Genomic DNA, 13,645 nt, shown 5'->3' with positions numbered 1-13,645 from the left:
CATATATGCGGCATCCAGCCTCCCACCTTTCTGCCTTGAGGCAGCACCACAAGGACAACAGAGGCGATGTCGCTGACGCCATAGTAGATGCCGTCCCCAAGCATTACCGCAAAGCCTCGGCCAGGTCTTCAGCGCCGCGGACCTGAGCAGCTTCCCGAAGCTTCGACTGCGCCAGATCCTCCAGCACCCTTGCGCTCGGCTTCAGCGTCGCAATCGCATCCGGCACGCTCGCCTGTGCATGGCCCAGGATGAGACCGATCGCTGCCTTGGGCTCGAGCTTGCGCTCGAGCGCCAAACGCGCGCCGGTCAGCAGCGCAGAATGCAGGGCATCCCGGTGCCGCGCTTCGACGTCAATGCCCCACTTCCTGCGGGCCGTATTACCCGCCCAGCCGAGGATAGATGCCAGCACAATGCTGATGATTTCCAAGATATGCGGCATCACCGCAGCGATGATCAGATCCATGGTCAGTTTCCTTTGAGGTAAGTTGCACAAGCGATGTGGAGAGCGCTGGCCAGCGCCGCGAAATGGCGGTCGGCTGCAACACAGTCGGCGGGGTTCGACCCGAAATAGGGTTCGATCAGCACCGCGGGCGCCCTGCCCTGCCACAGGCTTTCGCCGCCCCGATCCCCGCGCCTACGCGTCACCAGCCCTCGATCCCGCAGCCCGAGGGCATTGACCATGGCTGGCTGGATCAGTTTGGCGAGACGCAGGCTGCCGGTCGTCCCTGAGGTGAGCGTTTCCGTGCCGGTCGCTGATCCGGCTGCTGCGCTGTTGAAATGCAGCTCGATCGAGGCGTCAGCGCCCCAAGCATCCACTTCCGCATAGGCCCGCCGGATCTCGGTCGAATAGCCAATACCAGCAGGGCGGCGGAAAACCCGGAACAGTGCCGGTTCCTGTGTGAAGATCTGACTGGCCAGATCTGTCATCCAGTCATATTCGCCGCGCCCGTCTGTGACGCGCACAGCACCTTGCGACCAGGCGTTATGCCCGATCACCAGAGCAATCTTGCCCATCGTGGTCTCCTTGTCATGAAAAAGCCCAGCACAAAGGCCGGGCGGTGTGGTAGGATTGAGGGGCACAAGTCCAAAAAGGAACAGCGCCCCCGCTTTCTCCGATCAGCCTAAGCTGGGGCGATCAGTCTGATCGCCAGGCTTTGTCGGAAGAGCATTGACTTACAGAGACGGTCAGGCTGGGAAGGTCATCTTTCACCCACACGAAAGTCGCTTTGAAGATCGGCTCGTTGCCGCAGGCAGTTACAGCTTAAATTGAGAAAACAGAGGTCCTCTATGTCCATTGCTATGCTTTTGCTTGTCACTTTGGCCTATCCGTCATCATTACCCTTGGTCGTCCTGATCGCGGTAGCTTAGAGGCTAGTATCTTGCCGCTCCGGCACTCGGCCGTTACCTCAGTCCAGAAACCTATCGTGAAAGGCCTGACATGACCGAACTTCCGAAACTTGATCATGCCCAAACTTCGCCTCATCAATTCGGCTTCATGGTGCTGCCATCGCTGGACACCCCAGAAGGTCATGCAGCATTCCAGGCTTCCGTAACCGCCTTCGCGGCGACGGCTGTGCGTTGGAAGCTCAATCGCACGCGAGCTGGCCGCTACGAAGCATGGGATTGCGCCGTCTTTGAGCGGTTTGAACGCTGCATTGCCCATTAGGCAAAGCCGCAAGTACTAGCCACCCGATCCAAAAACCAAGATCGATTGGCAAACTCGCACGCAATCTTCTTGAACCTCTCAAAAATATGAGCACAATATGCTACCTCGCCGCCACCACAGCGAGGCGGGGCCGGTGTCCGACCAACCTCGGTTGCCGAGAGCCCACCGGCCCCAATCAAGGCCCACGCGGCACAGACATGTCTCGTTCAAGACGGCTTTCGATTTTCCGTAGGCTGTCGAGGATCAGGACCATGCGCTCATCCTGACGGGCTGTGGTCGTCTCCATGGCCCTGATGCGGGCCTCATGCGAAGCCGTCGCTGCCGCCTGCTTTGACAGCTCGGATGCAAGGGTTTCTGCCCTGCCGTTGAGTGTCCCCCACGCGACCGAGATGCTGACGATCATTCCGCCAGCGACAAGGATATTCCCCAGACTGATGCGGTTATCAATTGATGGTGCGGTCACAAGCGCCTCCTGCGCATCAGCGTAAAGTGGTATTTGTCGTGTGCCATTTGGCTGTTAGCCTACTGGCGTCGCCTAGCCTCTGGGAGCCTGCCCCGCGTCCCTTGGGCAAAGTCACAACGCAGGATCAGAGTCTGGCGCCCCCTCTGATCCTGCGGCCTTTCCATATCGCACACCTCGCCCGGAGGCGGGGTTAGGAGCGGGTCGCCCATCCGACCGTGCCGAGGCGGTATGTGATGGTGGTCATGGGGCCTCCGATGGAGCATCCCCAGACGCTTGCTGAGCTTGCGCGATCTGCCGGTTTATCTCCGCCATGATCGGCGCGGCCATGCGATAGGGCATTTCAGCCAAGGCCGCGCCGATGAGTTGCAATTGCTGGTCGGTTAGGGTCAGGGTGTGCACTGCTGCTCCTCAACTTAGGGTCGGCGTCGGCAACGGAAGGTCCACCGAGATGACTACGAAAATACTTGGCGGGGTGGCCTCCGCTCCGATGGTCCACGAGACCAACATCGAAGGCATCTTCAGCGGACGGGTTCGCTTCGAGGAGGCCGCCCCCGTATTCAATCATCCGCTTTACCTGATCGGCTTCACCAACAGGTGCGGCTCCAACCTTCTGGCAGGGTATCTTCGCTCCACCCCTGCATTCGATGGATTTTATGAGCAGCTTAATCACGATACTGTCGGGGCGCGACTTCCGAAACTCCACGCAGAAACATTTCCCGATTATCTCAGGGCCATTTCCCAAAACCATCCCGGGAATGGTAAGATGATCGGTTTCAAAGCGTCGTGGGATCAGCTGCGGATGCTTCTCCGCTGGCGCATAGATCGGATGTATGAGGGCGGAATCAGGATGATCCACATCTCGCGCGAGAACCTGATCGAGCAGGCTGTCTCGTGGTCCATCGCATTTCAGACCAAGCAGTGGACCAGTCAGGAAAACGCCCTTGCGGCGGCTGTATACGATGAAAGTGACATCGACCTTCGGCTGTCTTACATCATGCAGTCCAATCAGAACATGGGCTATCTTCTTGCTCTTTCCGGCATCCCTTCTCTGCCTGTGCGCTATTCCGATATTTGCCGCGATCCGGCTGCGGTGGTCAGGAGCATCGGGGCGTTCGCCGACGTTGATCTCCAAACATGGGAACCTGGAGCCTCCGAAATCAGGAAGCAGGGCGGGGACATGAACAAGGAGTTCGTAGCGCGCTACATTCGCGAGAAGTCGCACGCTATCGGCTTCGCCCCGCATCAGACAACAATCCTTAGTTCGCCGATGTCGGTCTTGTAGATGTCCCCGGCCGTGCGCCCGGCTGCTTTTGCCGATGCATTACCCGCGAATGTCGGGAGCAGGGGTGCAGCCACGACACCAGAACCCCGTAGCAAGAGTACGCTTTGTTCAGCTCCGGTTGAATCGGCTGCGCGCAACGCAAGGACAGTAGTTTCCGAACCTGTCGTGTGAGCTGAGACGTAAGATGTGTTGCCAATTTGTCCAATGGCGGCCATGGCCGTTGCGGACGCCCCACGCACTCGGAGGCCGGCGTTGTTCTCTGCGGCAGGCTTGACCTCTAGGCGGTCACTGTAGAGATTCAAGATCGGCGTCGCTTCCATCACAAACTCTAGCCGGTTTGGTCCGACAGCTTTGTGAACATAGGTCGTTCCGCCAGTGCTCGACGTATATTTGCCGGGCAGCGGCGGTTGTGCGTCAAACCCAATTCTGTGCCCCTCACCCAAGGCGATAGCGCAGTTGTTGACGAAAGTACTGTTCGCCAAATCTAGGCCGTGTCGATACGCCCCCTTGGTGGCATACGCATGGTCAAGAGGTTTGTCGCCGTCACTGATAGCGAGGAAATTAAAACGAGGAACCTCGTAATCCCCGCTGTCAAGTCCGAACCGTTTGACGATAGACACATGGCCAAGAAGTGATACGTCGGCGAATCCTTTGTCGTCCAAGACGCAATCGCCGAGGCCGTACAGGTTGACCTTGGCGCCCTGCGCATTGACCTGAAAGTTCCCGAACCCGCCGCTGTTCTGACCACTCCAGTAAGTTATCGGACCATCCCCATGCGGCGCGACAGTCATCGAACCAAAGAGGTTGTAGCCGTCCCCCATCCCCGAGTGCTGTCCCCGAAGATAGAGCTGGTGCGCTCCGGTTCTTGCGCCGCGCGTCTGACCGGCTGGCCAAGGCCCTTGGAAGGCACCGGAATGGTTCCCATTGGTATCCTTCTCCTGATAGCCCCACTGGTTGATCCAGTACATTTCTGACTGGTAGCCGTCGGAGAGGATGGTGTAGGCGCCAGGTGGAACGGTGGGGTTTTGCGTGGAGAAATTCACCTTGCGATCGAAGGGTGTGACGCCGTCCTTGTAGTAGCGTCGGGGGTTCCAACCCCCCGCTCCCATTGTCACGGATGCATCGCTGGACAGAATGTAAGCAACATTTTGGGCAGCGGTGTTGCTGCTCAGGAAATGACTGCCCGTCACTTTGACCGGGGACACGCCGTCACCTTCGACGGCCTCGAAAGCCGCGCGGTCATCGGTCACGCCGTCTGCAACCGCGCCCCAATGCTTGGGGGTTGGCGTTCCAGCAGGAGACCAGCCGCCGCCAAGGGCCGTTCCCTCGCTATCGCGCACCCATCCAATGACGGCACCCGCCTCAAGCGCTTCCACCATGTCGACGGAAGCAGGGATGGATGCGGCCTCTGCCGCAGCATAGGATGCGTAAGGCTGGTAGGGCGGTTGTTTCGACTGATTGGCGATCTCAGCAGACACCAGAGATGTCAGGACAGTGTGCCCCGCGCCGTCGTTGCTGACCACAAGCATCCCGTCGGGCTGGGTTACCGTGAATACCTGCCCAGCAATTGTCCCCGCCATTCCAGACGAGATCGACAGATATGGCCCCTTGAACCCAGCCGCGCCGTTGACCGAAAGCCCGTCAATTTTAGCTCCCAGCCGACTTTCTGCCTGCGTAGCCCGCGAAGTTTCCGCCCCCAGATCGCCGGCCGAGACCCCGCCAACCGGAAGAGTGCCGCCAGTGAAAAGGATTGCCCGGCTCTTGTCGTAAACGCTCACGGTGTGATCTCCTGCCCTACGATAACGCGACCCGTCATGGTGCGCAGAACGCGCGCGCCGGTCGAAAACTTGATGTCGATTTGATGGGTTCCGATGGGTAGCTGGGCCGTAGTTCCGGCTGCCATAGACAGCTCAAACTCACCGACACCAGCCTGCCATCTGCTGGTGATGGCGCGCGTCACGCCGTCCGGTCCGAGCAGCGCTGATGCGATCCCGACACCCGCGCTCGGGATCGGAACGCCGAATTCGTCGAGCCAGACGCCCGCGATGCTCAAGCTATCGCCGCGCTTGATGCGGTGGGTATCACTTGCCCCGGTCGCGATCTTGACCGGCAGCAGCGCCGCGAGCCATCGGGTTTCCCCGCCGGTGACCCGGATCGGCCCGATATCTTGCTCGACCAGGTCCGCTCCCAGGTAGGGGTGGTGGCGCTGGATCACGTCATAGGTCGATCCGCCGTCGGCAGCGTAGAGTACCGTCGAGAACGCCCCGGCAGGCCCGACCTTCACTACGGTGGATCCGCGCAGTACGGCGCCGCTCAGATCGCGGGGATTGCTGCGCAGCCGGAACTCAATCGTTGCGTCAAACGGTGGTGCCCCGGTCTGATCAAAGACGGGGCCGGTGATGGTTGCCGTTGCAACTGGCATGGCGTCTCCGGATATGAAAAAGCCCCGCACGAGGGCGGGGCGGGTTGTCGGTGGCAGGGCCGCTATTCTGCGGCTTGGTCCTCAGGGACAAAGGGCGCAGCCTTGTCCTTCAGGTCATTGAAGATCGCGCGGCCATAGTCCTCGGGATCGTCCGGACTGGCCGTGAAGGGAAGCCATCCCAGATCGGGTACCAGTAATTCAACATCGATGGTGCCCGATGCATTGAAGCGGGGATTGCGCCATTCCATTACACGATCCTCAGCCATACGGATGCGCGATCGGGGACAAGAGCAACAGCCCCTTCTACGGGCATCACGTTGCCCTGAAGCCGCCAAGTGCCCGGAAGAGATGGGCCGGATCTGCCAGCGGCATTGGTTGCGCTCAGCTCGCTACCCAAAACGGTGGTGCCAGGCACGAGTGTCGATGTGGTAGATGCGTGGTGAACCGCCATGACCGTCTGCCCGAGGGCGTTCCACGCCGCCGCGATGATCCGCTTGGCAACCCAGTCGACGCCTGCAGACGTGATGTTAAGGGCAAGTGCCGCATCCTGCACCCTCGGCGCGCCTGCGGCCCCCTCTGCAATCGCGACAGGGTTGTCGCGAAGCGCGCGCCCGGCAGCCACCGTGATCGGCTTCTTGTGCTTGATGTCTTCGTTACTGATGTTGGTCCAGGTCGCCATTTCTCAATACCATTGGTAGGCCTGCCGGCCGTCTGAAAACTGCGTCCCTCCGGCCTCTTCTGCCGGATCAAACCAGAACGCCACTTCCTCGCGCTGCACCTCCGGGGCGCTGTCATAGTCGGGCGTCCCGTCTGCCGCCCAGTACCCGTAGTTGCCCTCGAAGGCGAAGGTCTCCAGCTTCACCTTGACGCGGTGGCCCGCGATCGATGGCGCAATGTATTTGACCACCATCATGGTCGTCACCGGCTCTCCCGTTGCGCCCACGATCAGGTGCGATCGCACGAATACCGGATCGCCGAGCTTGATCTGTTCGGCCTGCCCCTGATCCAGAAGTGCTTCAAAGGTGCGCGGGGTCTCCGAGAACCGCGCCACAATCCGTTCCGCCACGGCCGAGGCAATGGCGTCGTCACCGGCAAGACCGAGCCAGCGCGTGCCGAGGGACTGCAACGCCGGAACCTTATAGGTGCGGGACGTGTCCTCGACCCCGACGACCCCGCGCCGGAAGTTGCTGGCCTTGTCCAGATCGCCTGTCGCATCGAGCATGCCATGCCACAGGAACATCTGGCTGACGCGAAGCTCTTCCTCATCTGAGACTGCCGAGCTGCGTTCGATAAAGCCGTCCGCATCGGTCAGCACCATGCGTGGCTCATCCGGACGGATCGGCCTGTTTACACGAAACCGGACTTTCTGCGCCTCGACATCCGGCCAGACAGTGCAGCCGAATTGCTGCAGTTCACCCAACAATGTGGCTACGCCCACGGGCTTGGGCACGATCGCATCGAGGTTGAAGCCCAGGAGCCACCCCTGCTCTTCCTCGCGCCATGCGGCCAGATCAAGATAGCTGGCCGGAATCTGGCCAGATCGCGCGCAGACCTGGTAAATCGCCTCGGCGAGCGAGAGGTTCTGAAACCGCTCGCATTTCTGCACCGTGTCCCCGGCCTCATGGCTGGCTGCTTCTGATCCAAAACGGCCCCGTCCCGTGAAGGTGAATACGTCTCCCGCACGGGTAAACGACAGGATCTCCGAGCCAATCGTGACCCAGCCGCTGACCGGATATTCCAGATCACCGATCCCGGCAGGCTGGACCGTAGATGCCCCGGTGCCGCTGCTGTCCATGGCGGTCAGCAATTGCCCGCGCGTGGCGGCTGGGAGAACGGCTTTCGCATTGTCTACAAGATCCAGCACGTCCTTGGCAGTGATCACGACCTCTCCGCTGGCGGAAGGACCAGTCCAGTCCGTCACGACATAATGCGAGACCGCCATGTCTTCGATGCGATCTCCGACATAGCCGCTCAGCAGACGAAGCTTCCACCCGGTGTAATAGGGCTGACGTGCGCGCAGCTTCTGCAGGAAGCTGCCGCGATCCTTTGGGTTATATCCCTGACCTGAGAACTGCGCAGCACCGGTGCGCCGCTCTTCTGCGTATTGGTCAAAGCCATAGTCAGCGTCGGTGAAGTCCTGGAGCCGCACCGTTACACGGGCCCGCTTTCCCATGGCCGACGATTTTGCGTCGATGCCCTGGGTGTTGATTTCCGCCGCACTGACCGACACTGCTGCCAATGCAGGGTAGATGTGGACCTCCCCCGGTAGCCCCGAGATGTTCTGGGCGAAACGCAAGGTCTGGACGATCGGGGCAAAGACAGCGGGGCGCACACAGGTCGCGAAGGTGTTGAAGCACTTGTCGGGAACTTTTTGCGAAAGCGACGCCGTACAGACACCGCCACCGAAGGTCCGACCGCACCGTTCGATGTCGATCTCGACAATCTGCAAGATCTGCCGATCAAAATCAGCCATCGAATACCCTCAGGTTGAAAGACGCCTGCATGTAATCCCGCAGGCCCATAAATGTGGGAACAACCGGATCGCCCTGCCGCCAGACATATTGCAGATCTTCCGGATACCGGCCGGGCCGCCACCCAAAGAAATACCCTCGACCGGCATTGTGGTGCCGCACCAGGAATCTGAACCCATCGCCGCGAACAAACTCCGGCCGAAGATGTTGCAGGCTGAAGGAGGACGATGACCCTTGCCGGATTGTGGCAGACCCGAGCAGGTTTCCGCCCTCGCTGACATTGGATTGAAGTTCGACGTTCTGAGGAGTGATCCGAGGCGCGAACTCACCGTGAAAATCTTGCGGGGACACCAGCTCCGGGCCTGCAAACCACACGCCGACACTGGCCCCCGCCTTCACTCCATTGAGGATCAGGCGCACTCGATCCGTCACGACCGGCGCGATCCGACGCCCGATTGCGGCGGGGGTCAGATCTGTGATCGGGTCCGCATTCACCCATGCCGCGCCATCGTGATGGGAAAATTGCACCGAGGCGCAAAGCCCCGCCAACCCATGCCCGGAGATCGCCATGATACCGACCTCGCGCGGGGCATCGAAGGTCGCGACGATCACAGAGGAGGCCGCGTCAGCTGACTGCCGATAGCGATCATAGGTCGATGACGTCCGAAGGTTTCCAACGGGACTTCCGGCCTGAGCGTTGCCGCCGGACAACACCGCGGCAGCGATCAGGTTGTCACAGGCGAAAACGGGCCGGTTCCTGCGGTTGCCCGAGGCCAACTGGGACTCCCGCAGAAAGTCGGTGTAGAGCATGTTACCCTCGTGTCAGCAGGTTGTAGCCGCGATCACCGGCCTCATCGTTCAGCCGGTTCAGCAGCGTTCCCAGATCGGCCCCGGAAATGATACTGTCCGGCGACAGCCCGAGCATGCGGACCTGTAGCGGCTGCTGAGCTGCCGCGGCAGCGCCACTGCCAGATCCGGCTGATCCGCCGCCCCCTGCCCCACCGCCGCCATCAAACTGCGTCGATTTGATCGAGGCGATCATGGCGCCGGTTCGGGCGATAGACATGGCGGAGAATGCAGCTGCAACCGGCGGGCCGCCAATCTTCATGCCTTTGTCCCATGCGGAAGTTGCCGCCGACCAACCATCAACCACGGCCTGTGCAATGGCGGCCATCTTCCCGATCTTGAACAGCTTCCGGTTTCCAGTGTTCATCAGGCCGGCAAGGTCGCCCAGACCGCCCGACCATGCCGCCAGCTTCTCCTGCAGCGCCTGCCGATCGAGGCTGGCTGACTTGGCGTTGAAATCGGCCTGCGCCTGGAGCTTCAGGGCCTGATACTCCTGCTCGGTCAGAAGTTCCCGGTCGCGCGCCGCTGCCAGACCGTCCAGTTTCTCCTGATATTGAACGGCAAGCAGTTCCTGCTCTGTCAGGAAATCCCGCTGGATCCGTTCAAGATTGCGCGCGGCCTGCTCGCCCTCGCGATCCGAACTGCCCGACCGGGATTTTTTTCGCCCACCGCGTTTCGACGCGCTTTCGGCGGCATCGAGGGCGGCCAATTGATCGTCAATGTCCAGCCCCTTCAGAGCCACCTGTTTCTTGACGCCAGCAAGCCATCGATCGTACCAGGACCCGCCCATGGATTCGGCGCCGGCCTGGAGTTCAATTTCATATTCCTTCCGGGCACGCACCGCCTCTGCCTTGGACTTTCCGGCTTTGCGGGCGTTCAGCTCGACGAACTTCGCGGCATTGTCGATCATGCCGCCGCCTATGGAGGACAGGGCCGCAGCGATACCGTGAATTTCGGCTTTGACGCTGGACATGGCACCGCTCCAGTCGAAGGTGGCGCCAACCGCAACATCGATCAGGGCGCCCAGCCGATCGCGCAGGCGGTGCAGCATCTTCTCATGTGCCTCTGCGCTGACCCCGCGCCTGCGCGGCAGCCCCGCCAAAGGCGCGATCAGTAACCTGTCAACTCGCGCTTCCCTGTCCGCTTTCGTCCCGGTCATGGCCATCCCTCTTTCTCAGCATTTCCGACTTATCCACAGGCGCGCCCGGTGCAGTGTCGGGATTGGCCTGTGTGCTTTCCTTTTCATTTCCCTGTCTATGTCCCTGTCGTGCAGGACAGTCTGAGATTGTCCGATGACTGTCTGAGACTGTCCTGCGGACAATGTTGGACAATCAGGGGACAGTTCGGCCGGCCCCACGGGCCAGCGAAAACGCGTGATCGGTCCAGCGCGAAATCCCGCGCTCGACCCAGGAGGCGGTGCGATACTCGCAGCCTTCCTTCAGCATCCATTCATCGATCCAGCGAACAGCGGCATCGTTGGCGGCCAGATCCTTGCTGTACCCGGCGACGGTCACCCGCAGGCGCTGCAGACGTTTCGCCGCATTGGCCGCGTCGTTCTTCGCCCGATTGTCTTCCCGCCGTGCCACCGCCTCCTGCAGGCTTCGCAAGACCATGCCGTGCATCAGGCGGATCTCGCCTTCGCACCGAACGCGAGTCCATTTGTGCAGCGGCCCGAAATCCAGTTTGCAGAGCTGCCGGAAATGCGCGGGATCGACCAGCAGCAGCTTGGCCAGAAGGTCGAGATCATCGGGCAAGGTGCCAAGCGGCGCCTGGTCATACGAGATGTTGATGAGGTCGAAGAAATAGGCCCGACACTCCGGCGTGCCGCGCAAGCGCATTTCCGAGTTGAGCCACCGGCGGCGCTCCCACGGCATGAAGTAATGGCTGTCCAGCCGATCCTCGACCGTCAGAGGATATTCCGGCAGGTCATCGATCGACATCGGCTGTAAGCTGCGCAGATGCGTGGTCATGCGGCGACCCTCCCGAAGAAATGGGCTGCCCCGCGCTCGGTCGCGTCGAAGAGATACCAGCAGCAGTTGTCTTTGCCGGTCATCGTGCTGTCGGGAAACCACTTGACCCTGCCGACCGAAACGATGGCACGACACAAAGGCATGTACGCGGCCGACTGCCGCGTGTGCGCCCAGTCCGCATCAAAGAGCAACCATGTCGGGCGAAGCGCCGAGAAGGTGCGGATCATCGGGTGAAGGATCTCGCGCGCCCACGGCGGATTTGTGATGATGTAATCGGCGGAATCCAGCATCATCCCGAGATCTTCCTCCAGCGCATCAAAGCGTTGGACATCAGGGTGCCGGGGCTCGATGTCGCCCGCCCACTGGCAGGACATACCCCCAGCCTCCAGACCATGGACCAGCGCCATGTCGCCCGCGCAGGGTTCGATGAACATCGCGCCATAGGGCAGATGCGGCAGCAACGGCGCACAGGCAGCGCGGGGTGTCGGATAGAAGTCACGCGGGCGGCGTTCAAAACTGGAGCGCTTGCCCATCACGACCTCGCACCGGGGTAGCCCGCCAGCACCACGCTTTGCGGCTCACCGCTCTCGCGCAGATCGGCATCACGAATGCGCGCCACGAGAACGCGCGCAAACGCCCCGCCCTTGCCATGGGATCGGCTGATGTCCGAAAACTTCTCGCCAGTGCAGGCACGGCGGAGAATAGACAGATCGCGCATGTCCTGCTGCCGCGCCGCGAGATCGCAGTGATGCGTCATGCCTGAGCCTCCGCGCGGATCTGACTGGCGATCAGGGCAGAGAATGCTTCCCGACGGCATTGGGCCTTCGGCTTGTGCTCAACAGTGGCAAACCTGTCAGCCACATCCATGACCAACCATGGCCGCCGATGACGCAGCGCCGCGACCAGCGCCGACACCTCCGCGTCACTCTCGGCCACCGCCGAAATCCATGGTGTCAGAAGGTCGTTCGAGAAATTGGGCACCGACGACGCATCATATTCCATGAGCGCCGCAAGGGCGCGCGTGACCGCCTCGCCCTTGCCCGCCGCGACCAATCGCTGGATCAGCGCCACGGCAAATACCATGCCCGGCCTCTTCTGCGAGGTAGAATATTTCGAGGTCATCAGGCGGCAACCTGCGGCCTCCACAACATCCCGACACGCGATCGCCCAACTCTCTCCCGCAGCTAGCGCGGCCCGGTAGACCTGTTCGCGCCCCACGCGGATCTGCCGCGTGTTGATCTCGATAAAGGCCAAGGCCTGCTCTTCTGGCGCAACCAGGGTCACCATGGCCGGGATACTGTCAAAGCCGCACAGGGCGGCAGCATGGGCACGATGCTGGCCGTCAATCAGCGCATAGCGACCACCAGCAACCGGAGCGACCAGCACGGGCGAGAACCGCGACCACTGAAACTCCTCTGCAATCCGGCGGATGGCCAATTTGTTGCCAGCAGCCAACGGGCGCTGGTAGCGCTCATCGATAACCAGATGATCAACGGCGATCCACATCAACTGCGGCGCAGGCTGGGGACGCGGCTCACAGGCAGGCAGGTCAGAGATATCGACAACGCGAAAACCGTTCATGCTGCTTCCTCCAAATACTGGTCGCGGCACTGCCGGATGGTTTCGATGACGACCTCGACGTCGATGCGCCCCGTCGCCCGCCTGAGAACGCGTGGCGGTACAGTGACGGGGGCAGCGACCAACTGCTGGTTGGCAGGCCCTTCGCGCGGATCCGTAATAGCGCCCACCTCCGGCAAGCGAATCTCGCCCTCCATGATGAAGCGCAGGTCACCGTGCCGGTGGAGATGGCGTGCAACCTTCTGCTCGGAGCAGCCAAGGATCCGCGCAGCTTTCGCAATCGAGCTGACTTTCGTGCCATCAGGCAGTTCCACAGCCCGACCGGTTGTGCGCCTTTTCACTCGGGCCAGAAGATCCCGATCAAGGCCCCCGAAGCGATCGATGTGGTTGTAGATGGTTTGCACCGAAACGCCCAAAGCGCGGGCTGCCTCGGTCGGCGAACTGAAGCCATGGGCCTCCAGTACGGTCTTGCGGCTCATAGTTTGCGCGCCCCCTTGATCCGTTGGAAAAACCTTTCCGACTGCGATTTGAACCAGTCGGCATCGGCAGCAGATTGATCCGCCACCCGCATCGCCCGCCGGTGGCGGGCGTCGTAATAGCGTTGCGCCATGCGCCACAGCAGCCGCATCAGTGCACCTCCGGATCGATGATCTGGAACACGGTCTCGGCACCGACCAGAGCGATGACCTTCAGCACATAGCGAAAATGAGGGGCGTTCTCGCGCCGCAGCCAGTTGCGCACCGTGCGCGATGTGACCGGGCGGCTGTCCGAGGTCAGGACGTCGGCCGCCAGTTCGGCCAGTTCATTCTCTGACCGCGCGTCAGGGAAGGCCCGCCACAGCAGGCCCGCGAACCAGGCGCGCTCCGCCTCTTCGCCCCCGCATTTTCGGAAAGACATTTCAGATGATCCCGTGCTGTTGTGTCCTCGTGTGGAAGGACGATCATCAG

20 protein-coding genes are annotated in these 13,645 nt (G+C 61.3%); 2 read left to right on the top strand and 18 right to left on the bottom strand.

Features of this window, described 5'->3' with window-relative positions:
• Positions 1-103: 103 nt before the first annotated feature.
• The gene (locus IQ24_RS07180; RefSeq protein ID WP_145397138.1) at positions 104-463 is read right to left on the bottom strand and encodes a hypothetical protein; all 360 of its coding nucleotides are present in this window, start codon (positions 461-463) and stop codon (positions 104-106) included.
• 2 nt (positions 464-465) lie between these two features.
• Complete coding sequence (locus IQ24_RS07175) at positions 466-1,014, bottom strand: N-acetylmuramoyl-L-alanine amidase (RefSeq protein ID WP_145397137.1); 549 nt, start codon at positions 1,012-1,014, stop codon at positions 466-468.
• A 424-nt stretch (positions 1,015-1,438) separates the two neighbouring features.
• On the opposite strand from IQ24_RS07175, the gene IQ24_RS07170 reads away from it, so the two are divergent.
• Entirely contained in the window at positions 1,439-1,666 is a 228-nt protein-coding gene (locus IQ24_RS07170) for a hypothetical protein (RefSeq protein WP_145397136.1), read from the top strand.
• Positions 1,667-1,841: 175 nt separating this feature from the next.
• On the opposite strand, the gene IQ24_RS07165 is transcribed toward IQ24_RS07170, so the two are convergent.
• Positions 1,842-2,129: a hypothetical protein gene (locus IQ24_RS07165; protein WP_145397135.1), complete on the bottom strand. Its 288-nt coding sequence runs from the start codon at positions 2,127-2,129 to the stop codon at positions 1,842-1,844.
• A 240-nt stretch (positions 2,130-2,369) separates the two neighbouring features.
• Positions 2,370-2,528: a hypothetical protein gene (locus IQ24_RS20070; RefSeq protein WP_158637493.1), complete on the bottom strand. Its 159-nt coding sequence runs from the start codon at positions 2,526-2,528 to the stop codon at positions 2,370-2,372.
• A gap of 49 nt (positions 2,529-2,577) precedes the next feature.
• Between IQ24_RS20070 and IQ24_RS07160 the strand changes: the two genes are divergently transcribed.
• Entirely contained in the window at positions 2,578-3,411 is an 834-nt protein-coding gene (locus IQ24_RS07160; RefSeq protein ID WP_158637492.1) for a Stf0 family sulfotransferase, read from the top strand.
• On the opposite strand, the gene IQ24_RS07155 is transcribed toward IQ24_RS07160, so the two are convergent.
• The 14 genes from IQ24_RS07155 to IQ24_RS07095 form a co-directional block, all read right to left on the bottom strand.
• The gene (locus IQ24_RS07155; protein ID WP_145397133.1) at positions 3,372-5,189 is read right to left on the bottom strand and encodes a hypothetical protein; all 1,818 of its coding nucleotides are present in this window, start codon (positions 5,187-5,189) and stop codon (positions 3,372-3,374) included. The two genes, IQ24_RS07160 and IQ24_RS07155, sit on opposite strands and share 40 nt — an antisense overlap.
• Positions 5,186-5,833, bottom strand: a complete 648-nt coding sequence (locus tag IQ24_RS07150) for a hypothetical protein (RefSeq protein ID WP_145397132.1) — start codon at positions 5,831-5,833, stop codon at positions 5,186-5,188. The genes IQ24_RS07155 and IQ24_RS07150 overlap by 4 nt, the downstream gene beginning before the upstream one ends.
• A gap of 62 nt (positions 5,834-5,895) precedes the next feature.
• The gene (locus tag IQ24_RS07145) at positions 5,896-6,081 is read right to left on the bottom strand and encodes a hypothetical protein (protein WP_145397131.1); all 186 of its coding nucleotides are present in this window, start codon (positions 6,079-6,081) and stop codon (positions 5,896-5,898) included.
• Positions 6,081-6,512: a hypothetical protein gene (locus IQ24_RS07140; protein WP_145397130.1), complete on the bottom strand. Its 432-nt coding sequence runs from the start codon at positions 6,510-6,512 to the stop codon at positions 6,081-6,083. The genes IQ24_RS07145 and IQ24_RS07140 overlap by 1 nt, the downstream gene beginning before the upstream one ends.
• A gap of 3 nt (positions 6,513-6,515) precedes the next feature.
• Positions 6,516-8,306 (bottom strand): hypothetical protein, encoded by a 1,791-nt coding sequence (locus IQ24_RS07135; RefSeq protein ID WP_145397129.1) that lies wholly within the window; start codon positions 8,304-8,306, stop codon positions 6,516-6,518.
• A complete protein-coding gene (locus tag IQ24_RS07130; RefSeq protein WP_145397128.1) occupies positions 8,299-9,114 on the bottom strand; it encodes a hypothetical protein in 816 nt (271 codons plus the stop codon). The genes IQ24_RS07135 and IQ24_RS07130 overlap by 8 nt, the downstream gene beginning before the upstream one ends.
• Before the next feature lies 1 nt (position 9,115).
• Positions 9,116-10,309: a hypothetical protein gene (locus IQ24_RS07125; protein WP_145397127.1), complete on the bottom strand. Its 1,194-nt coding sequence runs from the start codon at positions 10,307-10,309 to the stop codon at positions 9,116-9,118.
• Between the two features lie 172 nt (positions 10,310-10,481).
• Positions 10,482-11,120, bottom strand: coding sequence for a hypothetical protein (locus tag IQ24_RS07120; RefSeq protein ID WP_145397126.1), 639 nt, complete (start codon positions 11,118-11,120; stop codon positions 10,482-10,484).
• Complete coding sequence (locus IQ24_RS07115; RefSeq protein ID WP_145397125.1) at positions 11,117-11,653, bottom strand: class I SAM-dependent methyltransferase; 537 nt, start codon at positions 11,651-11,653, stop codon at positions 11,117-11,119. Before IQ24_RS07115 ends, IQ24_RS07120 begins: the two co-directional genes overlap by 4 nt.
• On the bottom strand, positions 11,653-11,877 hold the full coding sequence (locus IQ24_RS07110) for a hypothetical protein (RefSeq protein ID WP_145397124.1): 225 nt from the start codon (positions 11,875-11,877) through the stop codon (positions 11,653-11,655). Before IQ24_RS07110 ends, IQ24_RS07115 begins: the two co-directional genes overlap by 1 nt.
• Positions 11,874-12,701 (bottom strand): ParB N-terminal domain-containing protein, encoded by an 828-nt coding sequence (locus tag IQ24_RS07105; RefSeq protein ID WP_145397123.1) that lies wholly within the window; start codon positions 12,699-12,701, stop codon positions 11,874-11,876. The genes IQ24_RS07110 and IQ24_RS07105 overlap by 4 nt, the downstream gene beginning before the upstream one ends.
• The gene (locus IQ24_RS07100; RefSeq protein ID WP_145397599.1) at positions 12,698-13,177 is read right to left on the bottom strand and encodes a helix-turn-helix domain-containing protein; all 480 of its coding nucleotides are present in this window, start codon (positions 13,175-13,177) and stop codon (positions 12,698-12,700) included. The genes IQ24_RS07105 and IQ24_RS07100 overlap by 4 nt, the downstream gene beginning before the upstream one ends.
• Positions 13,174-13,326, bottom strand: coding sequence for a hypothetical protein (locus tag IQ24_RS20220; protein ID WP_199756516.1), 153 nt, complete (start codon positions 13,324-13,326; stop codon positions 13,174-13,176). Before IQ24_RS20220 ends, IQ24_RS07100 begins: the two co-directional genes overlap by 4 nt.
• A complete protein-coding gene (locus IQ24_RS07095) occupies positions 13,326-13,595 on the bottom strand; it encodes a hypothetical protein (protein ID WP_145397122.1) in 270 nt (89 codons plus the stop codon). Before IQ24_RS07095 ends, IQ24_RS20220 begins: the two co-directional genes overlap by 1 nt.
• Positions 13,596-13,645: the final 50 nt, after the last annotated feature.

This window comes from Paracoccus sulfuroxidans (assembly GCF_007830335.1).
GTDB classification, from domain to species: Bacteria; Pseudomonadota; Alphaproteobacteria; order Rhodobacterales; family Rhodobacteraceae; genus Paracoccus; species Paracoccus sulfuroxidans.
Note: the sequence above shows the minus strand (reverse complement) of the source record. Positions and strands in the feature narration are given on the sequence as shown.